The organism is Collinsella aerofaciens, assembly GCF_015561195.1.
In the GTDB taxonomy this organism is placed as follows: domain Bacteria; phylum Actinomycetota; class Coriobacteriia; order Coriobacteriales; family Coriobacteriaceae; genus Collinsella; species Collinsella aerofaciens_AC.
Window position 1 is genome coordinate 257519 of record NZ_JADMSU010000001.1, and the last position, 23547, is coordinate 281065.

At 61.1% G+C, this 23547-nt stretch carries 21 protein-coding genes and 1 riboswitch; of the genes, 3 read left to right on the forward strand and 18 right to left on the reverse strand.

Annotation, left to right across the window (positions count from 1 at the left end):
• Positions 1-3: 3 nt before the first annotated feature.
• Positions 4-196, reverse strand: a riboswitch (FMN riboswitch).
• A gap of 370 nt (positions 197-566) precedes the next feature.
• The 3 genes from groL to I2H81_RS01175 form a co-directional block, all read right to left on the reverse strand.
• A complete protein-coding gene (groL, locus tag I2H81_RS01165; protein WP_006234938.1) occupies positions 567-2204 on the reverse strand; it encodes a chaperonin GroEL in 1638 nt (545 codons plus the stop codon).
• A gap of 96 nt (positions 2205-2300) precedes the next feature.
• Entirely contained in the window at positions 2301-2594 is a 294-nt protein-coding gene (groES, locus tag I2H81_RS01170; protein WP_040358989.1) for a co-chaperone GroES, read from the reverse strand.
• A gap of 493 nt (positions 2595-3087) precedes the next feature.
• Entirely contained in the window at positions 3088-4725 is a 1638-nt protein-coding gene (locus tag I2H81_RS01175) for an amidohydrolase (protein ID WP_229107987.1), read from the reverse strand.
• A 168-nt stretch (positions 4726-4893) separates the two neighbouring features.
• Here I2H81_RS01175 and I2H81_RS01180 point away from each other — a divergent pair, with 168 nt between their 5' ends.
• A complete protein-coding gene (locus tag I2H81_RS01180; protein ID WP_195644219.1) occupies positions 4894-6357 on the forward strand; it encodes a M20 family metallopeptidase in 1464 nt (487 codons plus the stop codon).
• A 106-nt stretch (positions 6358-6463) separates the two neighbouring features.
• Here the strand turns inward: I2H81_RS01180 and I2H81_RS10475 are convergent, their stop codons facing one another.
• The 13 genes from I2H81_RS10475 to I2H81_RS01245 all read right to left on the reverse strand — a co-directional run bounded on the left by I2H81_RS10475 (position 6464) and on the right by I2H81_RS01245 (position 18288).
• Positions 6464-6940, reverse strand: a complete 477-nt coding sequence (locus I2H81_RS10475; protein WP_271817467.1) for a DUF2752 domain-containing protein — start codon at positions 6938-6940, stop codon at positions 6464-6466.
• 13 nt (positions 6941-6953) lie between these two features.
• Entirely contained in the window at positions 6954-7631 is a 678-nt protein-coding gene (locus I2H81_RS01190; protein WP_195644221.1) for a DUF4234 domain-containing protein, read from the reverse strand.
• A gap of 195 nt (positions 7632-7826) precedes the next feature.
• Positions 7827-9185 (reverse strand): zinc-ribbon domain-containing protein, encoded by a 1359-nt coding sequence (locus I2H81_RS01195; RefSeq protein WP_195644222.1) that lies wholly within the window; start codon positions 9183-9185, stop codon positions 7827-7829.
• A gap of 150 nt (positions 9186-9335) precedes the next feature.
• Positions 9336-10358, reverse strand: a complete 1023-nt coding sequence (locus I2H81_RS01200) for a YitT family protein (protein WP_195644223.1) — start codon at positions 10356-10358, stop codon at positions 9336-9338.
• A gap of 205 nt (positions 10359-10563) precedes the next feature.
• A complete protein-coding gene (locus tag I2H81_RS01205; RefSeq protein WP_195644224.1) occupies positions 10564-11088 on the reverse strand; it encodes an Asp23/Gls24 family envelope stress response protein in 525 nt (174 codons plus the stop codon).
• A gap of 44 nt (positions 11089-11132) precedes the next feature.
• Positions 11133-11510 (reverse strand): DUF2273 domain-containing protein, encoded by a 378-nt coding sequence (locus I2H81_RS01210; RefSeq protein WP_271817468.1) that lies wholly within the window; start codon positions 11508-11510, stop codon positions 11133-11135.
• Complete coding sequence (locus tag I2H81_RS01215) at positions 11503-12048, reverse strand: Asp23/Gls24 family envelope stress response protein (protein WP_195644225.1); 546 nt, start codon at positions 12046-12048, stop codon at positions 11503-11505. The genes I2H81_RS01210 and I2H81_RS01215 overlap by 8 nt, the downstream gene beginning before the upstream one ends.
• A 165-nt stretch (positions 12049-12213) precedes the next feature.
• Complete coding sequence (locus tag I2H81_RS01220) at positions 12214-13020, reverse strand: YebC/PmpR family DNA-binding transcriptional regulator (protein ID WP_006234926.1); 807 nt, start codon at positions 13018-13020, stop codon at positions 12214-12216.
• Positions 13021-13185: 165 nt separating this feature from the next.
• Positions 13186-15369, reverse strand: a complete 2184-nt coding sequence (locus I2H81_RS01225; protein ID WP_271817469.1) for a DUF6020 family protein — start codon at positions 15367-15369, stop codon at positions 13186-13188.
• A gap of 83 nt (positions 15370-15452) precedes the next feature.
• Positions 15453-16274, reverse strand: a complete 822-nt coding sequence (lgt, locus tag I2H81_RS01230; RefSeq protein ID WP_195644226.1) for a prolipoprotein diacylglyceryl transferase — start codon at positions 16272-16274, stop codon at positions 15453-15455.
• A gap of 108 nt (positions 16275-16382) precedes the next feature.
• Positions 16383-16661, reverse strand: a complete 279-nt coding sequence (locus tag I2H81_RS01235) for a NifU family protein (protein ID WP_035137589.1) — start codon at positions 16659-16661, stop codon at positions 16383-16385.
• 170 nt (positions 16662-16831) lie between these two features.
• On the reverse strand, positions 16832-17356 hold the full coding sequence (locus I2H81_RS01240) for a deoxycytidylate deaminase (protein ID WP_052044088.1): 525 nt from the start codon (positions 17354-17356) through the stop codon (positions 16832-16834).
• Positions 17357-17436: 80 nt separating this feature from the next.
• Positions 17437-18288, reverse strand: coding sequence for a type III pantothenate kinase (locus I2H81_RS01245; RefSeq protein WP_195644227.1), 852 nt, complete (start codon positions 18286-18288; stop codon positions 17437-17439).
• 191 nt (positions 18289-18479) lie between these two features.
• Between I2H81_RS01245 and I2H81_RS01250 the strand changes: the two genes are divergently transcribed.
• Together I2H81_RS01250 and I2H81_RS01255 are read left to right on the forward strand one after the other, a co-directional pair.
• Positions 18480-20183: an OPT/YSL family transporter gene (locus I2H81_RS01250; protein ID WP_195644228.1), complete on the forward strand. Its 1704-nt coding sequence runs from the start codon at positions 18480-18482 to the stop codon at positions 20181-20183.
• 215 nt (positions 20184-20398) lie between these two features.
• Entirely contained in the window at positions 20399-21538 is a 1140-nt protein-coding gene (locus I2H81_RS01255; RefSeq protein ID WP_195644229.1) for a DUF389 domain-containing protein, read from the forward strand.
• Positions 21539-21663: 125 nt separating this feature from the next.
• On the opposite strand, the gene I2H81_RS01260 is transcribed toward I2H81_RS01255, so the two are convergent.
• Both I2H81_RS01260 and I2H81_RS01265 read right to left on the reverse strand, forming a co-directional pair.
• Positions 21664-22014, reverse strand: coding sequence for a hypothetical protein (locus I2H81_RS01260; RefSeq protein ID WP_195644230.1), 351 nt, complete (start codon positions 22012-22014; stop codon positions 21664-21666).
• Between the two features lie 369 nt (positions 22015-22383).
• Positions 22384-23343, reverse strand: a complete 960-nt coding sequence (locus I2H81_RS01265) for a 3-hydroxyacyl-CoA dehydrogenase (RefSeq protein WP_195644231.1) — start codon at positions 23341-23343, stop codon at positions 22384-22386.
• Positions 23344-23547: the final 204 nt, after the last annotated feature.

Genomic DNA, 23547 nt, shown 5'->3' on the forward strand with positions numbered 1-23547 from the left:
GATCACCTGCCTCTTTCATCCGGACTCTAACCGTTGGTACTGGGATCTCACCAGTTCAGCCGGCATGCGAACCAACACACGCACGGGTCGCGGACTCATCGGCTCGGTCGCAGACACCTCGCCTGCGCCACGGCGTCCCTTTGACACCGCCCGATTTACCGCCAGTGGGGAATTCCACCCCGCCCTGAAACAGCAATTGCAAGTGTAGCACGAGCAGGTTCTCGCGCAAGTATGCCAAGGGTAATTTGTGGCGGAGATCAGTTGCCAAAGCAACCACGTCCCCCACCCATCCCAAAGCAACGCGCCTTTCGCGCAAAGCGCGAAACAGCGAAGGGGACACGTATCCCTATCGACCACATCCTTCTCCGCCCGCCGGCCTCAAGGCCGTAAACGCAGGGAATCCGGGGGCGGGACGGGGACTTCTCTCCGGAATATTCCGCAGGACGCAAAGAGGCTCCGCAGCGCGAAGCGCGATGCGGAGCCTCTTTGCATGTCCGAGGACGTTCCGGAGAGAAGTCCCCGTCCCGCCCCCGGATTCCCGGTGGGAGTTCTAGACCTTGTCGGCCTTAGTACATACCGCCGCCCTGCTGACCAGCGGTAGCAGCAGCGATTGCGTCCTCAAGCTGAGTGTTCTTGGGCACATCGGAGACGGTGGCCTCGGTGATGAGGATCAGGCTGGCGACAGAAGCAGCGTTCTGCAGGGTGACGCGGCTGACCTTGACGGGGTCGAGGACGCCCATCTCGATCATGTCGCCCCACTCGCCGTTGGCAGAGTTGAGACCCTGGCCGGCGGGCAGCTCGGCGACCTTGTCGACCACGACAGCGCCCTCAAAGCCAGCGTTCTTGGCGATGGTGGCGACCGGAGCGGTCAGAGCCTTCTTGACGATGTCGACGCCGATCTTCTCCTCGGGGTCATCGATCTCGACGGCATCGAGCGCAGGAGCAGCGTCCATGAAGGCGACGCCGCCGCCAGCGACAATGCCCTCCTCGACAGCAGCGCGGGTGGCCTGCAGGGCGTCCTCGACGCGATGTTTGATCTCCTTGAGCTCGGACTCGGTAGCAGCGCCGACCTTGATGACGGCAACGCCACCGGAGAGCTTGGCCAGGCGCTCCTGGAGCTTCTCACGGTCGAAGTCAGAGGTGGTGTTCTCCATCTCACCCTTGATCTGAGCGATACGGGCGTCGATGGCCTCCTTGGAGCCAGCGCCGCCGACGACGACGGTGTTGTCCTTGGAGATGGTGACGGACTTAGCGGTACCGAGCATATCGGCGGTGATGTCAGCGACCTTCACGCCCAGCTCGTCCAGGGCAGCCTGGCCACCGGTGAGGACGGCGATGTCCTCGAGGATGCGCTTGCGGCGATCGCCGTAGCCCGGGGCCTTGACGGCGCAGACGTTGAGGGCGCCACGGATCTTGTTGAGGACCAGGGTAGGCAGAGCCTCGCCGTCGATGTCCTCAGCGATGATGAGCAGGCCACGGCCAGCGCGCTGGACAGCCTCGAGAACGGGCATGATGTCTTGAACGCTGGAAATCTTCTGGTCGGTGATGAGGATGTACGGATCCTTCATCACGGCCTCCATGCGGTCGTTATCCGTGACGAAGTAAGCGGAGACATAGCCCTTGTCGAACTGCATGCCCTCGACGGTGTCGATGGTGATGTCGAACGTCTGGGAATCCTCGACGGTGATGACGCCGTCCTTGCCCACGACCTCCATGGCCTCGGCGATCTTCTCGCCAACCTCGGGGTCACCAGCGGAGATGGTGCCGACGGAAGCGATCTGCTCCTTGGTCTCGACCGGCTTGGCCTGCTTCTTCATCTCGGCGACGGCGGCGTTGACGGCCTTGTCGATGCCGCGACGGATGGCCAGCGGGTTGGCGCCAGCGGCGACGTTGCGCAGACCGTCGTTGACGATAGCCTGAGCGAGCAGGGTTGCGGTGGTGGTGCCGTCACCCACGGTGTCGTTGGTCTTGGTGGCGACCTCCTTCACCAGCTGAGCGCCCATGTTCTCGATGTTGTCCTCAAGCTCGATCTCCTTAGCGACGGAAACGCCGTCGTTGGTGATGGTCGGGGCACCGAACGTGCGCTGCAGAGCGACGTAACGGCCCTTGGGGCCCATGGTGACGGTAACGGCATCGGCCAGAGTGTTGACGCCCTTGGCGAGCTTGGCGCGGGCATCGGTGTTGAACGTAATGTTCTTTGCCATGGTAGGTAATCCTCCAAAAGAAATGTGACTCGCGTCGCCGCTTCCGAGTCCTATGCGGCGGACGCGTTCAAAGACGAATCAGAGATTCTGACGAGACTAGGCCTCGACGACGGCGTAGATGTCGTCGGCGCGCATGAGCAGATACTTCTCGCCGTCGACCTTGACCTCGTTGCCACCAAACTTACCGTAGATGACAACGTCGCCGACCTGAACGTCCATGGGGATGCGCTCGCCCTTGTCGTTGACCTTACCGGCGCCAACGGCAACGATGGTGCCGCGCTGCGGCTTCTCCTGAGCGTTGCTGGCGATGTACAGGCCAGAAGCGGTCTTCTGCTCGGCCTCGTCGGGCTTGACCAGGACGCGATCTGCAAGCGGCTTCAAAGACGACATGCTTGTTTCCTCCTTTTTGGGCCGCGCGGTCATGCCGCGCGGGTTAACCCTTTTTGTTTGCGTACGCGTTGAATGGTACCCACGAATGGCGGGTTATACAACACGGAGTCAAAAAATCTTATTTTTTGGCACTTAGATTTTCTGAATGCCGGGGGATAACTTAGAGGTGGCTCCCGGGGCGGACCGGAGGGCATGAAGTTTGCTGCTCTACAGTCCTGCGCAAGACGGAAAGCACATTAAGTGCTTTCCTTTGCGTGCGGAACTCGCGACAAACTTCATGCCCTCCGGTCCGCCCCGGGAGCCAGGTTAACTAATTCGGGCCCGGCATTCAGAAAAGTCAGTGCAGCAAAATGGCGATGCGGATGGAATGCACAAGATAGGGGCACGTTGTTGGGACGTGCTCTTTTAAGTTGCGGTGGAATAGTTCCTGTTTTTGGGCTTGAAGGCCGATTTTAGGGACTATTTCACCGCAACTGAGGGGTGGGATGTGGGGTTAACGCTCGTAGATTAAGTTACCTGCCAGATAGGTTGCCTGAACTTTGGTGTCTTGGAGCTCTTGGGGGTCAATGGTGAGCGGGTTTTGGTCCAGGACTACCAGGTCGGCGTATTTGCCGGGCTCTAGGCTGCCGAGATTTTGCTCGTCGCCCGCTGCGTACGCGCTACCAAGCGTGTAGTTGCGCAGGGCCGTTGCCGCATCGATGCGCTCGCTGGGGAGCCAGCCGCCCTCGGGCCAGTGGCTGCGAGGGTCTTGGCGCGTAATAGCCGTGTAGAGCACGTTCATGCTGGTAACGGCCGTGATGGGGCTGTCGGTACCAAAAGCTTGGCGGATGCCGCGCTGCTTATAGGTCGCAAACGGCCACATGATGCGGCTGCGTTCCAGGCCCAGGTCGCGCTCCGGGCCACCCGGGTCGAGCGTGATGTGGCAAGGCTGGCTCGAGACAATGACGTTGAGCTTGCGCAGACGATCGATGTCACCGGGCAGCAAATTCTCCAGATGCTCGAGCGTGTTATGACCGTGCGGGGGCAGACCGTAGAGCTCTGCCGCCTCCTCAAAGATATCGAGTGCGGCATGGATGGCACCGTCGCCGATAACGTGGATGCGCACGGTGTGGCCGCGCTCGGCTGCCGCCAGAACCAACTTGCGCATGCGCTCGACAGGAACCGTCAGGCGCCCCTGGTCACCCGGGAAGCGCGGGTTAGTATAGGGCTCAGTGAGGTATGCGGTATGCTCGCTCGACACGCCGTCGAAGAACTGTTTAAATCCTGGCGCCGAGAGCAGCGCGTTGTTCGCGTAGCGGGTCTGGAGTTCTTCCAAGCGCGATTGGTCATCCAGCAGCGTGGGAAACAGATGGGCGCGGATGCCCAGCTTGCCGGCGGCCTGCAGCTTGTCGTAAACATCGTCGCGAATAAAGTCACAACCCGGCATGGGCATGAGCGACATATCGCAGATCGAGGTGATGCCCTGCTCGGCCATACGCTTCATCTGGTCGGCGTAAGCGCTCGCGATGCGCTCCTCGCCCAGCCACTCCAGGCAGCGAGGCAGCAGCTGCATAGCAGCTGCCTCGTGGGCGATACCCGTAAGCTCACCGTTTGAGTCTTTGTCGTAACTGCCACCCGCCGGAGGCTCGCTGTCGCGCGTCACGCCGAGCGCCTCGAGCGCGCGGCTGTTGAGCCACAGCGTATGCCCGTCGCCCGAGTACATAACACAGGGGCGATCGGGAAAAGCGGCATCGAGCGACGCCTTGGTGGGATGCTCGGGCGGATCCCAGCGGTAATCGCGCCAGCCCTGGGTCACGACCCAGGCGTCATCGGACAAGCCTTGGGAAAACTCGAGCGCATGCTGCACCAGTGCCGCCTCTGACGTGCCCATATCCATGAGCATGTACGGCGAGGAACCGACCGAGGTATGGAAGAAGTGCAGGTGCGCATCATGGAAACCGGGGCAGATAAATTGTTCGCCGTAATCGACCACCGGCGTGGCGGCAGGGGCGGCGGCAACCACGTCATCGGGTGCGCCGACCGCGACGATGCGATCGCCCGCAATGGCAATCGCCAGCTCGCGGGCGGTATCGATACCGTCTTGGGCGGTAAAAACGTTCTTGGAGCGGATAATCCGATCGATATGCTGCATGGGCATCCCCATCTCTGGCAGGAAATTCAACACCCCCGAGTGTACTCCCCCACTCTTGTTACAAAACCCCAAGCGGCAAACGGCAACTTTACCAGCCCTAGCGGCAGGTGGCATACTGGAGAAAGCCTGTACGATTTTGCGATCAACCCAGCAAGGAGCAAATCGACCATGACGAAGACCAAGGCACAGCAGATTATGGCGGCAACCGAGGTTCGCGCGGCAGACGACGTCACCGCGGCCATCCAGGATATCGCCGCCGAGTTTGAACCCTACATCATCAAGCAGCGCCGGCACTTCCATAAGCACCCGGAGCTGAGCCTTGCCGAGGAGCGCACGACTTCCGACATCGCCAACCAGCTCGACGCCATGAATATCCCCTACGAGCGTCCGCTCAAGACGGGCCTGGTGGCGACGCTCCGCGGTACCGCGCCCGATGCCTACCGCGAGGACGGCACGCCGCGCCGCCGTATCCTGCTGCGCGCCGATATCGACGCCCTGCCTGTCACCGAGCAGACTGGCGAGGAGTTCGCCAGCGTCAACGAGGGCTGCATGCACGCCTGCGGTCACGACTGCCATATCGCCATGATGCTCGGCACGCTGCAGATTCTGCGCCACATGACCGATGACATCCACGGCGAGATTCGCATCGTTTTCCAGCCCAGCGAGGAAAACGGCCAGGGCGCCAAACTCATGATCGGCACGGGTGTGCTCGACGGCGTCGACGGCGCCTACGCCGCGCACATCTGGAGCGAGGTCGACGCCGGCACCGTAAGCTGCGAGCCCGGCCCACGCATGGCAAACACCGACTGGTTCCGCATCGACGTCCGCGGCACCTCGTGCCATGGCGCCATGCCCCAGCGCGGCCACGACGCCGTTATGGTTGCCGCCGAAATCGTCAACGCCCTGCAGACCATCGTCTCGCGCGAGATTAGCCCCTACGAACCCGCCGTCATCACCGTCGGCGAGCTGCATGGCGGCACCGCGCGCAACGTTATCGCCGGCACGGCGTACCTCGCCGGCACGGTGCGCACCTATGGCGACAAGACGCATGAGGAGATGCCCGAGCTTATGCGCCGCATCGTGGAGCACACCGCAGCAGCACTAGGCGCCGAGGCCGAACTCACCGACTACACCATCGCCAACTACAAGGTCGAAAATGATGCCGCCTCGAGCGAGCGCTGCCGCCAAGCTGTGCTCAAGTGCCTGGGCCCCGCAGGCGAGGGCCATTACCGTGGCACGCTTTCGGGCGAGGACTTCTCGGAGTATCTGCGCCGCGTACCGGGCGTGCTCGCCTTTGTTGGCACGCGCAACCCCCAGATTGGCGCCACCTATGCCCAGCACTCCTGCTTCTATAAGATCGACGAGAGCGTGCTCGCCAAGGGCTCCATGGTAGCCGCTCAGTATGCCATCGACTTTTTGGCCGAGCCCACGCAAGAAGAGCTCGACGGCCCCACGATCGCCGCGGTTGCCGAGACCAATCCCGACCTGGCAGCCAAGCTGCGCTCTGCCAAGGCAACGGCCGCCGAGGCCCGCGACGCCATGCACGACGCCCGCACCGCCCGCCATGCCGCAATCAAGGGCATCCACGATGCGCGGACTGCCGCTCGCCACGAGGAGAAGCATGGCGAGTAGCCATCACGCCCACCCATAACAACCTAGCTAGAGCAAAGCGGGGGCGAACGTTATCTCAACGTTCGCCCCCGCTTATGTGTCGACCGCTTTTCTAGCGCGTCCTCCGTCACGACAGGTAAGAGCGAAGGATGGTGAGCCAGCGTGGGGTTTCGAGGTGGATGATATCGGCAGGAACTCCGGCGGGAGCGTGACCACCAAAGAGCAGGCCAGTGTCTGCCGGGTTGATAAGACGCACGATCCATACGGCAACGACCAGCACGCACAGAACAATAACCGCAATGTCGATGCCGCGCTTTAGCTTGCTCGACGTCACCTCCTCGCGCACGAACGCGAGCACAAACGCAATCGGCACCACCCAAAACAGCGGATGGTAGGCAAAGGCCGCCGCAAAATCGAGGCGCAGTGCTGCCAGCCAGGCCCTCGTCATGCCACATCCCGGACAGGGAATGCCCGTCATCAGGCGAAACACGCAGCCGATATCGAGCAGGTAGAGTGCGAGCCAGGCGACCAAGAGCGCGCCGATGCAAGAAAGGGCGCGGCGAATGAGTTCCGCCGCGCCCTTATGTCCCTGGGAGCTGTTCACGCCGCTCTTATCGTTAGGCACGAGCGCCAAGACGGACGTTGTAAGCCGTTGCCATGGCATTGGTATTCTTGATGATGATGTTCATGGCAAAGATGGGGCCAAGGCCGCACAGCAGCGCGCCGACGATCTGCCACATAAGAACGGTGGTACCGTTCTCCTGGAACATCAGGCCATAGCGAGGAGCATTAGCCTGCAGGCGGTTACCGATCTTGTAGTACCAGTAGAGTGCGTAGAAGCCGCAGGTCACGAACGACAGCAGGATAAATGCTGCCAGACCCGGCGTGGAATCGCCGTCGTCCTGGCACATGACATTGATGTCGCGGGCGAGGCAATAGAGGAAGTAATATGAATAGATGCCGCAGGTCACGATGGAAAGCAGGAGCCAGCCGATCACGCCACGGTCGGTTTTAATCGGAGTATAACCCATCGGGGCAGGTGCAGGCTGCTGAGCATACTGCTGCTGACCGGTGTACTGCTGCTGCCCGGCGTACTGCTGCTGAGGCTGAGGCTGAACTGCCTGAACCGGAGTGGGCTGAATCTGCGTGGGCTGCGGAGCAGGCTGGGGCTGAGGTGCAGGCTGCGGCGCGGGCTGCGGAGCAGGAGCAGCGGAAGCGGCACCGACGGCAGAACCGCAGACAGGGCAGAATTTGGCATCATCCGAAATGGGAGAACCACAAGTGGGACAGAACATAAGCTTCTCCTTTTCCTAAGGCGTTGCACGCCTTCAAACCTTACACGTCTATGTTCTCAACAATAGCCGCGACGTTGTTGCGCAACATTGACCAATTCCCGAGAAATTTTGCTGCAACCGTTTTCCCAGGCATTTTCTTGCTTCCGCAGTAGAAAAAGGCACCCCGGGCTCAGTTGCCCAGGGCGCCTCGACCGACTATTCGGTTTGATTGTTTTCGGCAGCAGGATTATCGCCCGGCTCTTCCGCCGGCGTGGCAACGGCATTCCAATCGGGCTCCGCAGGCGTCGCCTCGGGCGCCGGGGCAGGCGCCGGGGCAGGTGCCGGAGCAGGCGCGGGCGCAGGTGCAGGCGCAGGTGCAGGTGCAGGGGCAGGGGCAGGTGCCGGGGCAGGCGCAGCACCAGTGGCGGCCGTGGGGTTGAATCCCGCAGGAGTAGGCTTCTTCTCACCCGGGAGCACAAACGTCAGGACATCGTCGGCATCCTCATCGGCCCACTCGCTGGCATGACGTGCCGCCCAATAGCCAACGGCGCGATACTTGAGCATCTTGCCAAACACAGTCAGGAACACCGTGACAAAGGCAACGATCATCAAGAACAGGATGAGCGTAATGCCGCCGCCCTCGATGATTGCCTCAAGACCCGTGGGGCGATAGTAATAGCTATACATACCAAACGTAGCAATGGCGCCAAAGATGGCGGTGAAGATCCATGTGATGATGTGCGACACGATGCCCGTCAAAAACTCGGGAAGAATCGAGGCGCAGAATAGCTTGCCCAGGTTGGCCTTATAAGACTTCCAGACCTTCTCGAGCGAAAACGCGCTTTCCACGCGCCCCGCGACGGCAAAGTGCATCACGGCGGCATCACCAAACATCTTAAAGAAGATGCCCAGTACCACCGACACGATCATGGCAAAGACAAGCAGCCCCATCGAACCGATGAGGGCACCCTCAAGACCGCTCCAACCATTGAAATAATATGAACCGACGGCACCGATCACGACGCTCTCGATAGCCGAGAACACCACGCCAATCACCGGAATAATGGCCACGAACTCGAGCACACCGGTAATGACAGACGAGAAAATGCCCAATCCAAACGAGGTCGAGCGCAGCAGCGGACGCTCCATGCCGTTATCATCCTTGAGCGACAGGTCACGACCCCACTCGATGGCAAAGCCCGCGCCGCACACGCTTGCCACGTACGCGAGCAAAAAGCCAATGGCCGCTGCGATACCGCCGATAACGGGGATAAACAGCACCAGCACCGAGACAACACAGATCAGCGCCGGCAAAAAGGCGATTTGGCATACGCGAACCAAGGCGCCGGGAACCTTAAGCATGTCGTTGAAGGCCTGAGCCATGCAACCCTTGGGCGCGTTCATAGCCGGCTGGGGCGCAACGAACGGCTGCGGCTGGGCAAACGGCTGACCCTGCGGCTGAGGTTGAGCTTGCGGAGCGGGGCCGGCGGCCTTGACCTCGGTATTAGGGGCACCGCACACGCCGCAGAACTTGTCGTTATCGCCCATGGGGGCGCCACACTGCGAACAGAACATCGAAATCATCCCTTCGTATCTAGAGCGAATCACCTGGATCGCAAACGGTGTCTTTGGCATCATTATCGCCCAATGTGAGGACAAATACCCCAAGATGACCGATTTGCAACGTAGGCGGCTTTATTCAATGATTCGAAGGGTACGCCCGGGCTAGTTCGTGCCGCGGAAGCCCTTGCCGACGATTTCGGAGCTATCGACGATGGTGATGAAGGCGCCAGGGTCAATCTCGCGGGTATAGCGGCGCAGTTGCACTGCCTCGCGACGGCTCAGCACGCTCATGATCACCGTGACGCACTTGCCCGAGAAGGCGCCATAGCCACGGCTGATCGTTGCCGTGCGGTTGAGATGCTTGACGATAAACTCCTCGACCTTAAGGGGCTCGGAGCAAATGATCGTGCAGACCTTACGCAGGTGAATGCTCTCGATAGCCTTATCGACCACGAGCGTCTTGGCAAACAGGCCGAGCACGCAGTACAGACCGACGCGCGGGCCATACAGGAAAGCCGCGATGGTCACGATGCCGATATCGACCAGCAACAAGGCACGGCCGATCTCGAGCGTCGTGCGGCGTTTGAGAATCATGGCAAGGATGTCGGTGCCGCCCGTCGAGGCGCCAATGTCAAAGACAATGGCACTGCCCAGCGCCGGCAAGATGACGGCAAAACACAGGTCGAGCCACATATCGCCCGTCATCGAAACATCCGACGGAATGAAGAGCTCAAACAGCGAGACGTAGGCCGAAAGCGCAAACGAGGCAAAGACGCTCCAAAGGATTGCCTTGCGCTCCAAAAAGATAAAACCCAGGATGACCAGGACCGCGTTGATAATCCACATAAAGACGCCGACGGGCAGAGTCGGGAACAGCGTGGAAAGAATGACCGACACGCCCGAGGTGCCGCCGAAGGCAAAGTGATTGGGGGTTTTAAAGGCCACAATGGCGAACGCCGTGAGGATCAGGCCCAGATTGAGCTCGGCAAAAAAGCGCGGAAAGCCTGGCTCCTGGCTGCGCTTGCGGCCGGCGCGCTCGCCACGTTCGATATCCTCGCGACCGACAACGCGCTCCATCGGCACCACCGGAGGACGATGCATCTCCTCGGCGGCACGCGACGCCGCCTCTGCCGCAGCGGCTTCAATCGCCCATGCCTTGCTTTCGGTCTCGTGTTCGTCGGCCATTACGGCAACCCCTCGTTAACAATTTGGAAACAATGCGCCCATTAGGGTAACGCGGAACGCGAAGATTGCAACCCTTAGTTAGACGAGCGGTATGCCTGCATCGGGGGCATATAGAAAACGGTCGACCGCACTTTTGCTTGCGCGGTCGACCGTTTAGCGTTTTCGCAGGTAAAACCTGCCAAAATAAACATCCCTTTTTGGTAGGTTACTCGTGCTGGCTGGTGCGGTGCTCGTACTCCTCGGGGGTGATGACATCCTCGATGCGCAGGTTGACGCCTGCCACTTCAAGGCCGGTCATCGCGGCCAGACGCTCGGTGACGCGCGCCTTAACGTCGTCAAAGATCGCAGGCGCATAGGCGCCGTACTCGATGATGACCGAGATGTTGACGATCACGCGGTTGTCATCGGTGACCTCAACCGTCACGCCCTTGGTCAGGTTCTCGGCACCAAACTGCTCCTGCACAAAGTGCATGAGGTTGCCCTTCATGCCCAGGACGTGCGGCACCTCGCGGGTGGCCATGGCGACGATTTTCTCGATCACGCCGTTGGAATAGGTCAGCGAGTCCTCGGACTCGTCCGCCTCCTCATCCATCTCCTCGTTATCCTCGTCCGCATCGGACTCGGCCTCGACGAGCGCCTCGTCCTCGAGCGTCACGTCCCCGGCATCGGCGACGGCCTCATTCGCCTCGAGCTCGGTATCGGCTACATCGACCTTCGTGTTAAAAGCCATGGTTCCTCCTTATGCCTGCCGCGGATGCGACAGTCGAATACATATTAGCGGCCGCTAAACAGACGGCCGAAGAAGTTGACGATACCGTTCTCGCCGTCGCGAATCTGGCCGATCACGGCGCCGATCAGCACAAAGAATGCGATGACGAGCGTGTCCCACAGGCCCAACGTAAGTACCAACACGGCGAGGATAAAGCCTGCCACGGCGCCGAGCGTAGTGTTGGGGTGGCGCACGGCATAGCTCCAGATAGCAGCGCCCGTACCTTTGATGAGACCCATGGCCTCGTCAAAGTCGTTGGCGGCGCTGTCGCGCTGCTCGCCGGCCTCGGGCTTGGTGTCGGCAGACTCGCCTGCCGGCGTAGCGTTTTGGTCGATCGTCAGGCGCGGCGTGCGGGCGGTCTTGTCTTGGTTGGTATCACTCACCGGAAACCTCCACGGTCTGGACGGTAGTCTTGGACGGCAAAAAACGGACGCGCGCGGTCGTGCCCGGCGTGCCGAGCATGGTGTCGCAGGCCTTCTCGATGCGCTGCTGCATCGAGGTGGCAAGAGCGGCAACGTCCTTATCATCGAGCGCGATGGCTTCGACCTTAAAACGAACGCGCGACTCGTCGGGGCCTTGAACGCGTGCCTCGATATGCTCAACCATCACGCGATCATCGCACTCCGCCGCGGCACGGGCGCACGAGGAAAGCGCTGCGAGCGTGACCTCGATATTGCGCTCCCCCGCCGGATGCACGCAGGACGGCTCGCGACGCGCGAACATCAGGCGGAAAAAACCGATGAGCACGCCAAGCGCCACGATAGCGGCGCACACCGTAACGACGACGCGAGGCATGGTGTCACGCAACAGCAGCATAAAGCGATACGTATACGGTCCCCAGAACTGGCAGACAAGCGTACCCAGCGCCACGATGGCGGCGGCAAGATACACGATCGCTAGGGCTCGTTTGAGTACGCGCACGCGCGCTCCCTTCAGGTTTCGGTCCACAGAATGCAAAACGATTCGCATCATTATAAAAGAGCCGGGTCCGGTGCCATACGCACGCGGATCCGGCTCATCTATTCCACGAGGCTTGCATGCTCGCTTCATTATGCCCAGATATGCACGGCTTAACCCGTGCAGGCGCTACTCCTCCTCGAGGGCAGCGATGACCTCGTCGGTCATGTCCATGGTGCTGTAGACGTCCTGGACGTCGTCGAGCTCCTCGAGACGGTCGATGAGGCGCTGAACCTTCTTGGCGTCGGCGCCGGAGACCTCGGTCGGGGTAGTCGGGACCATGGTGGTCTCGGAACCCTTGACCTGGACGCCCTGCTCCTCGAGCGCCTTGGAGACAGCCATGACCTCGTTGGCAGTAGTCCAGACGATCCACTCCTCGCCGGCGTCCTCGTAGTCCTCGCCACCGGCCTCGGCGATGGCCATCATGAACTCATCCTCGTCACCGGCAGCACCGTTGGCGATCATGGTCTCCTTCTTGGCGTTCTCGTCCAGGATCTCCTTGGCGACGACGATCTGGCCCTTGCGCTCAAACTGGAAGGCGACGGAGCCGGAGGTGCCCAGGTTGCCACCAGCGTGGGAGAAGGCGGAACGGACATCGGCGGCGGTGCGGTTGCGGTTATCGGTCAGGCAGTCGACGTAGACGGCGACACCGGCGGGACCGTAGCCCTCGTACACGATGTTCTCGTAGACGGCGGCGTCGGCACCCGAACCGAAGGCCTTGTCGATAGCGGACTTGATCTTGTCCTTGGGCATGGACTGAGCCTTGGCCTTGGCAACGGCAGCGGCGAGGCTGGCGTTGTTCTCGGGCAGCGGGTCGCCGCCGAGACGGGCAGCAACGGTGATGTTGCGGCTCAGCTTGGAGAAGAGGGCGGAACGCTTGGCGTCCTGCGCGCCCTTACGATGCTTGGTTGTGGCCCACTTAGAGTGTCCGGACATACGTGTCTCCTATCGGTTTCGACCTAAAGCCCAGCGCAGATGCTCGGGCAATATAAACAAACGTCGTTATGATATACCTACTGGCCTGCGAGATAAACCCCAAAATGAAGGCGTCGTGATGATGCCACCCTTTGGTGCAAAGCAACCTGACCCCAATGCACCAAATTAGGACCAGAGGAGGTCGCTGCGGGTGATGGTGGCGCCGATGGCAAAGGGCATGCAGGCGATGACCGGATACAGGTAGCGCATGTAGGTCGAGCCATTGCAGGGACCGATCAGGCACACGGCGAGCACGCCCAGCAGCGGCACCCAAATGGCCAGCCCGCGCCACGAATGACGACGTAGCAGATAGACCACCACGGCGATCGTGATCCACACATAGGTGGCCGAGCTCATGGTGAGCGAGATAAACGGGACGCGTTGTACTGCCACGCGATACAGGTTGATCAGGTGGTCGCACCAGCGCACGACCTTGCTATCGACCGGATGGAAGTCAAAGTACTTGAGGTTATCGGGCTTCGCCATGATCTCGGCACTTCGCGCCGTGCTGTAGACCCACGCATCGCGGGCACTCGGATAAAAGTAGCCGTAGTAGTTATTGATGAGCGCCGAGATATAGCACTCGTGATCCTTTTTGAACATCTGGGCCCACACCTCAAAATAGGCCTTGATGTCCTCCTGCGAGGCGTACTCGTTAAAGCAATTTTTGACGGCGTCCGACTTATCCGGGTTGTAACGGCGCCCCAGATTCTCGTACTTGAGCACACGGTCGATCACGGCACGCTCTTCGTCGGTCACCAAGCCGTCGCAAGGAGCCTCCACGATGGTGCCGTCCTCCTTAACCGTGGGGTTGACGCCCGAGTTGAGGCCGTCGTGCTTTTGGACAAAACGAGCCGTCTGCTGGAACGGAATCGAGAGGATTTCGCGCTTGGAACCAGGCGTGATGTCGTGTGCCGGCATAAAGACCTTGGTGAAGTACATATTAGAGGCAAGGCAGAGCGCAAGCACCGCAAGAACTCCCACCCAGCGGAAACGCAGGGTGGCGCCCGAAGGCGCAGCACCAGCCTGCTTGGCTGCACGACGAGCCACATGCACGTCCCATGCGCAAAGCGCCGCCGCGATTACGCATGCCGCCAGGGGAAACACCAGGCCGCCGTTACGCAGAAACGTGGAGCCCATGGCGCCCAGAGCAAGCAGCAGCCAGTCGTGGCGCGCAAAGAGCACGGGGGCTTTCTCGCCCGTTCGCTCGACATTGGCATCACGACGGGGCAAGCCACATGCCACGAGCTTGACGGTCTGTACCAGCAGCACCAAGAACGCGTCGGCAAAGAGCACGTCTTTGGTGAGCAACGCCGCGTAGTTAGAGAACATCGGCATAAACACAAAGAACAGCAAGATCACGCCGCGGACCGGCAGGCTCACGCCCAGCTTGCGCAGCGACGAGATGGAATAGGCCATGCAGGCGGCCGTAATGACGAACTGAGCGCAGGTGTAGATGGCAAGACCTGCGTTGGCGCTGTTGAACAGTGAAAGCCCCAGCTGGACGCACGAACCGATGATAGCCGTGTGCACCACGGGATGATGTCCGTTGAGCAACACATTGGGATTGAGCAGACGCAGGTAGTCACTCGTGCCGTTGGGGTAGTTGAACCACTGGCGAATCTGCGCACCCGTATCTCCCATAAAAAGGCCGGGCAGCGAAGCGATGAGCGTGGGCGCCCAGGCGACCATAAGCACCAGGAAGGGCCCGGCAAAGGGATGGACCGAGAGCACGGCGTGAGCCACACGCCATACGCGGCCAAAGTGCGCTTCGGAAAACGGAATGCGCCGAGAGCTCAACCAATCTAGACACTCAAAAGCCAGGTAGAAAGCAACGACCGCCAAGAGCATCCAGCCCGCACCGCCTATCCAGGCACAGATAATGCGGGCCTTGTCGCCGAGCACGATCTCGGCCGAATCGGTGAGGTCGTAGCTGCGGCCAAACACCATGCAGACGGCAAAGAACAGCGACGGAAGGATCACCGAGGGACGCCAAGCGTCGCCGCGGCCAAAGAATACGTAGCGAAACGGCAGCGTGAGCAGGCAGGCAAGCGCAAGCAGCATGACCGCGTCGGTATGGCCGGCAAACGAGAGGAGCACCTCGTAGCACACGTACAGCATCCCCGAGGCTTTGGGGTCAATCGCCAAGACCGCGTTGCTCGACACCGGGGCGGGATCGATGGAAAACGCCGTGGTCGCCAACAGCGCGAGCAAAAATGCGATGAGCGTCTGCTTGGCGGGATAGCGCTTAAACCAGACGATGCGGGCAGCGTCGCGCGCAGCCGTTGTGGAGAGGTCGGAATCCTTCACAGTCCGAAAGCCTTTCTAGAAACCTATCAAACTCGGCAAGACCACCACAAAGGTGCCTGTCCCCTTTGTGGTGGTTTTGGTGGTTAGGCGTCCAGGTAGACGCGCTGGGGCTGATTGCGGTGTCGGGCGAAGATGATGAGCGCCAGGCCGGCGATCACGAGCGGCAAGCTCAGCAACTGGCCCATGGTGATAACGCCGCCCAACAGATAACCCAGCTGGGCATCGGGCACGCGCACGAACTCAATGAGGAAGCGGACGATGCCGTAACCCATCACAAACACGCCCATAAACGTGCCCTGGGGTAGCAGCGGTTTTTTGCGGCTGAGCACCTGCAGAATGCAAAAGAGCACAATGCCCTCGAGAAATGCCTCGTAGAGCTGGGAGGGATGGCGCGGCATATCGCCCGCGGTGCCGCCAAAGATCACGCCCCAGGGCAGATCGGTCGGCTTGCCCCACAGCTCGCCGTTGACAAAGTTGGCGCAGCGCCCCAGGCACAGGGCCAGCGGAGCACCGATGACCGCGAGGTCTGCCAAAGTCCAGGCGTCGAGCTTGTACATGCGGCACACGATGATGCCGCCCAAGATGCCGCCCACCAGGCCACCGTGGAAGCTCATGCCTCCCTCGTTGGTGGCAAAGATCTCGAGCGGGTGGGCCAAATAGTAGCCATCACCGTAAAAGACGACGTAAAACAGGCGCGCGCCGATAATAAGGCCAAAGACCGCGCCGACCACGACGCTCGTCAGGTCATCAATCGTAATGTCGAAGCCCCAACGACGTTGCGTGCGGTACATAACGACCGCCGTGAGCAGAGCGCCGACCACGTAGGCCAGACCGTACCAGTAGATGGTGATGGGGCCCGCCGAGATCGCGACGGGATCAAGCATATGGTAGAGGTCGTTGAGCATATCGATCCCCTGCTCCCTACATACAAATGCGGCCGCGGGCCCTACGCTCGCAGCCGCATATTTGGGCGTAACGTCTATGCGGAGCGTACCGTCCGCAGCTTTCGCATCTTAGAACGGTGCGTACTCGTCGTACAGGTCCTCGGCCTCGCCGGAAGCATTGACCTGCTCAACGCGGGTAACGCCGGGCACGTGCTCCTTCAGGATGCGCTCGATGCCCATGGAAAGGGTTAGCGAGCTCATGGGGCAGCCGGCACAGGCGCCCTGCAGCTCCAGCTTGACGACGCCCTCGTCGTCGACGCCCACATACTCCATATCGCCACCGTCGGCCTGCAGGTTGGGGCGAATCTCTTCAAGAACCTTCTTAAGCAGCTCTTCGTTAACAGCCACAGGGGCTCCTTTCTCACAACAACGCGGGCACGCCCGCGGACAGAAGCTATGTTACTACAGCCATGTACCCGCTCACGAGCCGTCCATGCGCGCAGACGCGACTTTCACGAGTAGTCAATTTGGGACGGGGCTCTTTTGGCTGTTTTGCCGCCAGCTGGCGTTGGCACGCGCTACTGCTGAGCTTGTCCCCCGGTACCAATCTGGACATCGACGATGACCTGGCGGTAGCTGATGCCGCAGGAGTCGAGAATGCGGCGGCTGATACGGCCGTCGTCGGTATCGGCATACTTGTTGTCCAGGTAGACGACCTCGCCTACACCTACCTGCGCCAGGATCTTGGCGCAGTCGTGGCACGGGAACAGCGTGACGTAGACCGTGGAACCCTCAAGGTCTTTGAGCGAGCCGCGGTAGTTGAGCACGGCGTTTGCCTCGGCATGGACTACGTAGTTGTGCTTGTCCTGCAACGGGTCATCGCTCGTGCCCCACGGGAAAAAGTCATCGTTGAGTGCCGAGGGCGTACCGTTGTAGCCCACCGAAAGGATGCGGTGGTTGGTGTTGGCGATGCACGCGCCCACCTGCGTGTTGGGGTCCTTACTGCGGCGCTGCGCGGCGATGGCCACGCTCATAAAGAACTCATCCCAGCTAATAACGTCGCGGCGCTTGCCCGACGCAGTTTGATGAAGATCGTCCGACATGCCAGACACCTCCGAAATCGCAATATTTTGACCCATTGTAGCAGGTGAAAGGTAGGGGCGCTTATCCCACCGCCCCATCGCTACGCGCGGCGGGGCTTTTGGTTGATGTGGTAGAGCTCGGCGAGGCCCCGCAGCGTCAGCGCGTCGTCGACCGTCAGACTGTGACCGACCAGCGCCGCAAGCGCCTTGGCATCGTCGCCGGTAATGACGATGGGCACATCGCCCTCCCCCGCGGCCTTGGTCGCGCGCATCTCGGCAAGCACCATGTCGAGCATGCCGTCGATGCGGGCCACCTCGCCCAGAACCACGCCCGAGCGCATGACCTCACGCGTGTTGCGGCCGATGACGTGTGTCGGCGCCGAGGGCTCAACCTGCGGCAGGCGCGCTGCTGCCGCCGAAAGCGAACGGGCGCCGAGGGCCAGGCCTGGCGCGATAACGCCGCCGACAAAGGTACCGTGCGCGTCGATGACCTCGATATTGGTCGTCGTGCCCAGGTCGATCACGATGCACGGCGAGCCGTAGACGGCGCGGGCCGCCACGGCGTCGGCGATGCGGTCGGGGCCAATCTCGGCCGGGTCATCGTAGTGCACGGGTATGCCGGTCTTGAGGCCCGGCCCCACCGTGAGCACGCGCCCCGTGCAGGTACGGGAAAGTGCCGCCTTCCACGGGCGCTCGAGCGCCGGGACCACGCAGCTCAGCACAGCAGCCGCGGGCACAAGCGCACCCGGCATGCCCGCATCGGCCGCCAGTGCGGCCATGACCTGCACGAGACGCATGCGTGCCTCGTCTGCTGTGATGCTCGACGGCGTGGTGATCTCGCACGTCGCAAGCGGGCATTCCTGTGCCGCGGCCGAATCCTCGGCAAACAGGCCAAAGCGAATGAACGTGTTGCCCACGTCGACCGTCAATATATATGTGCACCCATTAAGCATCGTCGACGCTCCTTTCGTCTGCCCAGCAGTATATCGCCTACCTAAACCAGTCATCCCAAAATGACTAGCTTGCGGCTATACTGGTGCGCGGTCGTTTGCGAGCTCACGCGGCGGCCCTTGGTAACCCGACTTCCCGCACCGTATCCGTAGCGGCGCTCCCGGGGAAGCGGATATACGCAAAGGAGTTCTATATGAGCAATCCCTCGAACCGCGCTTCGATGCGCGGGCAACTCACGCTGCGCGGCGTCGTCATCGGCGTCCTTGGCTGCGTGATCATCACGGCAAGCTCGGCCTACACCGCCCTCAAGATGGGCGCACTCCCCTGGCCGATCGTCTTCGCTGCCGTCATCTCGTTGTTCTTCCTTAAGCTCATGGGCAACGCCAGCCTCAACGAGGCAAACGTCACCCACACCATCATGTCCGCAGGCGCCATGGTCGCCGGCGGTCTGGCGTTTACCATCCCGGGCGCCTGGATGCTGGGCTATGCCGACCAGATCAGCTGGCTCGACATGTTTATCGTGGCACTCGCCGGCACCATCTTGGGCCTTCTGGCGACAGCGCTCATCCACCGTCACTTTATCGTGGACGCCGCGCTCGAGTTCCCCACCGGCAACGCCGCAGCTCAGACCCTGCGCGCCACCGAGGCCGGCGGCAAGACCGGCAAGCAGCTCTTTGGCTCCATGGCCATCGCCGGCATCTACAGCGTGCTGCGCGATGCTCTGGGCATTGTGCCCAGTATGCTGTGCACGCTCAACATCCCCGGCGTGACCTTTGCCATCTACAACTCGCCCATGCTGCTCTCCGTCGGCTTCCTCGTGGGCTTCGCCCCGGTCGCGTTCTGGTTTGCCGGCGCGCTGCTGGGCAATTTTGGCATCATTGTCGGCGGAACCGCTGCCGGTCTGTTCGATGTTGTGACCGCGCAGGGTATCGTCAAGTCCCTGGGTATGGGCCTCATGATGGGCTTTGGCGTCGCCGTCGTCCTTAAGGACATCCTGCCGCAGGTCGCCGGCATCGTCCGCGGCCTCGCCGCCGACGGCTCCACCGACACCGACGAGCAGTCGCTCATCTCGGGCTCCCTTAAACTCGACGCCGGTATCATCGGCCTGGGCGCCGCCGTCATCGCCGTGATCATCGCCATCGTGCTCGACCTTGGCCCCGTTCCGGCCGTCATCGTCACGCTGTTCACCTTTGTCACCACCATCATGAGCGCGCAGAGCTGCGGCCAGACGGGCATCGACCCCATGGAGATCTTCGGCCTCATCGTCATGCTCATCGTTGCCGCCTTCGCGCAGCTCGCTCAGGTCAAGCTGTTCTTTATCGCCGGCATCGTGGCCGTGGCGTGCGGCCTTGCGGGCGACGTCATGAACGACTTTAAGGCCGGCGCCGTGCTGGGCACCAACCCGCGCGCACAGTGGGTCGGCCAGGCCATCGGCGGCATCGTGGGCGCCCTGGTCGCCGCCGCCGTCATGGTCGCGCTCGTCACCGCCTATGGTCCGGACGCCTTCGGTCCCGACAAGAGCTTCGTTGCCGCGCAGGCAAGCGTCGTCGCCACCATGGTCTCGGGCATCCCGAGCGTGCCGTGGTTTGCGGGCGGCTTTATCGCCGGCATCGTCATGTACTGGCTCGGCATTCCGGCCATGATGATCGGCTTGGGCGTGTACCTGCCGTTCTATATGTCGCTCACGGCCTTCCTGGGCTCCTGTGTCAAGCTCGCCTACGACAAGTGGGTCGCTCACCGCGACGCCGAGGCCGGTCTTTCGGACGAGGAAAAGGCCGCCAAGGACGCCGCCTTCCAGGAGCAGGGCCTGGTTGTCGCCAGCGGCCTGCTCGGTGGCGAGTCCATCGTCGGCGTTATCCTGGCGTTCATCTCTGTCGGTTTGAGCCTGCTGGGCTAAACCCAACAACAACGTACCCGTACAGAGCGCGGAGTCGGAGACCATCCGGCCCCGCGCTTTTTTGTATCTGCCGAAACCCTCAGCAGTACTCGCATGTGGCGTGTCTTCCTTTGCCTGCTCGCCTAAGTTCCATGTCAAGATGACCGCCCCGCCCGTCACGGTGTAGAGTACATGCTGCGAACGCACCCGCGTTCCTACGGCAATACGAGGTGGACATGGAACTCGATAAACAACAGCTCAAGCGACTGCGCGAGCGCCATCATCGGCGCCATGGCATCCGCCCCGCCCACAGCGAGGCCATGGAAAATGTCACCCGTTTCCTTAAGCAGGCATTCAACATTCGCGAGGGACGCGCGCCTTATCACGTGATTCGCAAACGCTTTGTAAACGGGGCGCGCCTGACTGGCTCGCACTTATGCATCCTGATCATTGCCATGTTGATCGCGAGCATCGGCCTCGATATCGACTCGGATATCGCCATTGTAGGCGCCATGCTCATCTGCCCGCTCATGGGCTCGGTTCTTGCCATGGCATACGGCATTGCCACACTCGACCGCGAGATTACCCTCGAGGCCGTCGCGGGCTTGGCTCTACAGATGGCCTTTTGCCTGGTCACGTCCACGTTGTACTTTAAGCTCTCGCCCCTTGGCACCACCACAGCCGCCATTATCGACAACTCGACGCCCACCGTGTGGGACCTCGCTGTCGCGCTCGCCGGCGGCTTTGCGGGCGGCCTAGGCAACTCACGCGACCAGGAGCCCGCAACGCTCATCGCCGGCGTTGCCGTGGCGACCGCGCTCATGCCGCCCCTGTGCGCGGCGGGCTATGGCATCGCTATCGCAAGCGGGTCGCTGTTTCTCTCGGCGCTCTACGAGTTTGGCATCAACGTAGTCTTTATCGCACTCGCGGCCGAAGCCGTACTACTTCTTCTGCGCGTGCCGCTCAAGCGCGACCTTAACGGCGACGGCATTGTGACCGCCGAAGAAAACGCCGAGGTCGACGAGCTATCGCGCAAGGTGCGCCGCCGCATCATCGTGGGCACGGTGATCTTTGCCATCCCCTGCATCGTTATGACCGCGGGATCCATTGGCTCGGCGCAGGCCGGCGTGCAGGACGGCTATGGCGTCACCGAAACCACGCGCGAGCTTGCCGCGGTGCTGCCGGGCTTTAAGGATTACACCGTTGCCGTCGAGACCTCGGCCACCGAAGGCAGGGAGGAGGGTATCGTCGAGCGCGAGACTGTCGCCCATGTGACGACAAGCGAGGCGCTTGGGGCACACGACCGTCACGTCGCCCGCAAGCTCATCGACCTCAATGTGCCCGAGCTCGATCGCGTGGAGTTCGATGTGAAGTGATGCCGGCGCGGGATGAATGCTCGCACGGACGCAAGCTACGACGAGGCGCAGACGCGATACGGACACGAGCAAATAGCGGGGCGCAGTTCACACCCGCGCCCCGCTCGCCGTTCTATTGCCGTGAATCAGCTGTCCGCATCGACATCGCCAGACTCCACTGTAAACGCCGGACCGGTACTCACCAGATAAAAACGGGTCACCCTGGTATCTCTAAATAGGTAGAGCAAGCCCTGATCGCGTCGGCGAGAAATATACGCCACGTGGACCGTACCAAATATTTCGCCGTTTTCATTTTTTAATACCAGAATGTTGGGGTCGTCCATACGCTCGAACTGTCCATCAACGCAGCTGCCGCCCTTGCCGACCAGTTGCCATCGATGGTTATCCTCCTCAAGAAAAGCCAGGGTTTCCCGACTTGTTTTGCCATCCCGATAGTAACCATCAATGGCAAACCCTTCGGAAGCACATTCCTGCATATAGGACGTTTCTCGACTTATAGCGAACTGCCCCGTAGCGCCCAGGAGTACAGCTAGGCAAACCACTGCAAGGGTTATCGAGATAGTACGGCGGCCCATATTAACCAGCCCGATACTTGTTTAACGGAGCGCGAAACATACTTGGCACCTCCGATATCAGAGCAAACGTCACCCGCAGCCCGGCGGCAGTCATATGTTTCCAACATCAAACCATATGGCAACCACTCGCGAGAGGGGTATCGGCGAACGGTGCATTTTTGCGCTCCATTGGTCAAACGTCAACGCGCGCTACAGCTCTTGCCCAATCAATTCAGATTTTGTCGCATACTACCGTAGATCCCCACCGCTTCCACCCCCAAGAGATCATTTTTAGTACTTGAAGAAGCCCTCGCCCGAGCTTTCGCCCAGCTTACCTTCGTCGAGCATCTGCTTGAGGACGGATGCCATAGCCTTAAAGTTGTAGGGCATCATCATCTTTTTGAGCAGTGGGCTCACCAGGCCCGGGACCTTCTGATACTGCATAACGATGTTGCAGGCCGTCTGGATGCCCACCGTGTCGAATACGCGGAACGGGCCCTTGGGAGCGCCGGTGCCGCGCGTCCATGCGAGGTCGATGCTCTTAGGGTCGCTGACGCCCGAAACGTACAGGTCCAGGCCCGAAAGCAGCCATGGCACCAGCATAGAGTTGAGCAGGTAGCCGTTCTTTTCCTTGTTGACGGGAAGCGCCAGCATGCGAATGTCGTTGGCGAAGTCGACGAGCTCGCCGAAGTAGCGCTTGTCGGTTTGGTCCTGCGCCATGACCTCGGTCATGTTGTTCTTCCAGATGGAATTGGCAAAGTGCAACGACAGGTACTTCTCGGGGCGGCCGGTGTACTTGGCAAAGGTGCTCGGCAGCAACGTGGAGGAGTTGGTCACGACGACGGCCTTTTGCGGGAGGACCGGGGCGAGCTTCTTGTAGAAGTCGATCTTTGCCTGGGTGTCCTCGGCCATAGACTCAATGACTAGGTCGGCGTCAGCCACGGCCTTGGCAAGATCGAGCTCCAGCTTGAGTGTGGAGTAGGCACGCTCAACGGCGGCGAGTGCCGCCTCCTTGTCGAAGGGTTGGCCGCTATCGGCGATACCGGCGCACCACTCGCCCGTGCCATCCGCCATGCCCTCGATTGCCGCGATGTACTCCTCGCGCACATGATCGATCTTGGGCTGGGTGCGGCCGATGCTGCCCTCGCTGCGCAGCCAAATCGTTACATCAAAGCCGCAGTAAGCAGCCTGAAAGGCAATCTGGCTTCCCAACACGCCGCCACCGGCAACGCAAACGGTCTTGTAGCTCATGGAAACAGTCCTCTCTTGCGTAATTCCATAGATGTGTATTTATTCAACCGTATGGAGGCTACGAGCCGGGGGCTGGTTCTATAAACGGACGATAATTTGCGGCGAGCGGCAACACCTGTTCATTATCTCAGGGTTCCATGTCCAGCAAAAACGGGCGGTAGCCGGTACGGCTACCACCCGTTTGTCTCATATCTAGCCCAAAGC

Coding starts and splice junctions, on each gene's coding strand:
- groL (WP_006234938.1), bottom strand. CDS start 2,204: ATGGCAAAGAACATTACGTTCAACACCGATGCCCGCGCCAAGCTCGCC.
- groES (WP_040358989.1), bottom strand. CDS start 2,594: ATGTCGTCTTTGAAGCCGCTTGCAGATCGCGTCCTGGTCAAGCCCGAC.
- I2H81_RS01175 (WP_229107987.1), bottom strand. CDS start 4,725: ATGCAGCATATCGATCGGATTATCCGCTCCAAGAACGTTTTTACCGCC.
- I2H81_RS01180 (WP_195644219.1), top strand. CDS start 4,894: ATGACGAAGACCAAGGCACAGCAGATTATGGCGGCAACCGAGGTTCGC.
- I2H81_RS01190 (WP_195644221.1), bottom strand. CDS start 7,631: ATGTTCTGTCCCACTTGTGGTTCTCCCATTTCGGATGATGCCAAATTC.
- I2H81_RS01195 (WP_195644222.1), bottom strand. CDS start 9,185: ATGTTCTGTTCGCAGTGTGGCGCCCCCATGGGCGATAACGACAAGTTC.
- I2H81_RS01200 (WP_195644223.1), bottom strand. CDS start 10,358: ATGGCCGACGAACACGAGACCGAAAGCAAGGCATGGGCGATTGAAGCC.
- I2H81_RS01205 (WP_195644224.1), bottom strand. CDS start 11,088: ATGGCTTTTAACACGAAGGTCGATGTAGCCGATACCGAGCTCGAGGCG.
- I2H81_RS01220 (WP_006234926.1), bottom strand. CDS start 13,020: ATGTCCGGACACTCTAAGTGGGCCACAACCAAGCATCGTAAGGGCGCG.
- lgt (WP_195644226.1), bottom strand. CDS start 16,274: ATGCTCAACGACCTCTACCATATGCTTGATCCCGTCGCGATCTCGGCG.
- I2H81_RS01240 (WP_052044088.1), bottom strand. CDS start 17,356: ATGTCGGACGATCTTCATCAAACTGCGTCGGGCAAGCGCCGCGACGTT.
- I2H81_RS01245 (WP_195644227.1), bottom strand. CDS start 18,288: ATGCTTAATGGGTGCACATATATATTGACGGTCGACGTGGGCAACACG.
- I2H81_RS01250 (WP_195644228.1), top strand. CDS start 18,480: ATGAGCAATCCCTCGAACCGCGCTTCGATGCGCGGGCAACTCACGCTG.
- I2H81_RS01255 (WP_195644229.1), top strand. CDS start 20,399: ATGGAACTCGATAAACAACAGCTCAAGCGACTGCGCGAGCGCCATCAT.
- I2H81_RS01260 (WP_195644230.1), bottom strand. CDS start 22,014: ATGCAGGAATGTGCTTCCGAAGGGTTTGCCATTGATGGTTACTATCGG.
- I2H81_RS01265 (WP_195644231.1), bottom strand. CDS start 23,343: ATGAGCTACAAGACCGTTTGCGTTGCCGGTGGCGGCGTGTTGGGAAGC.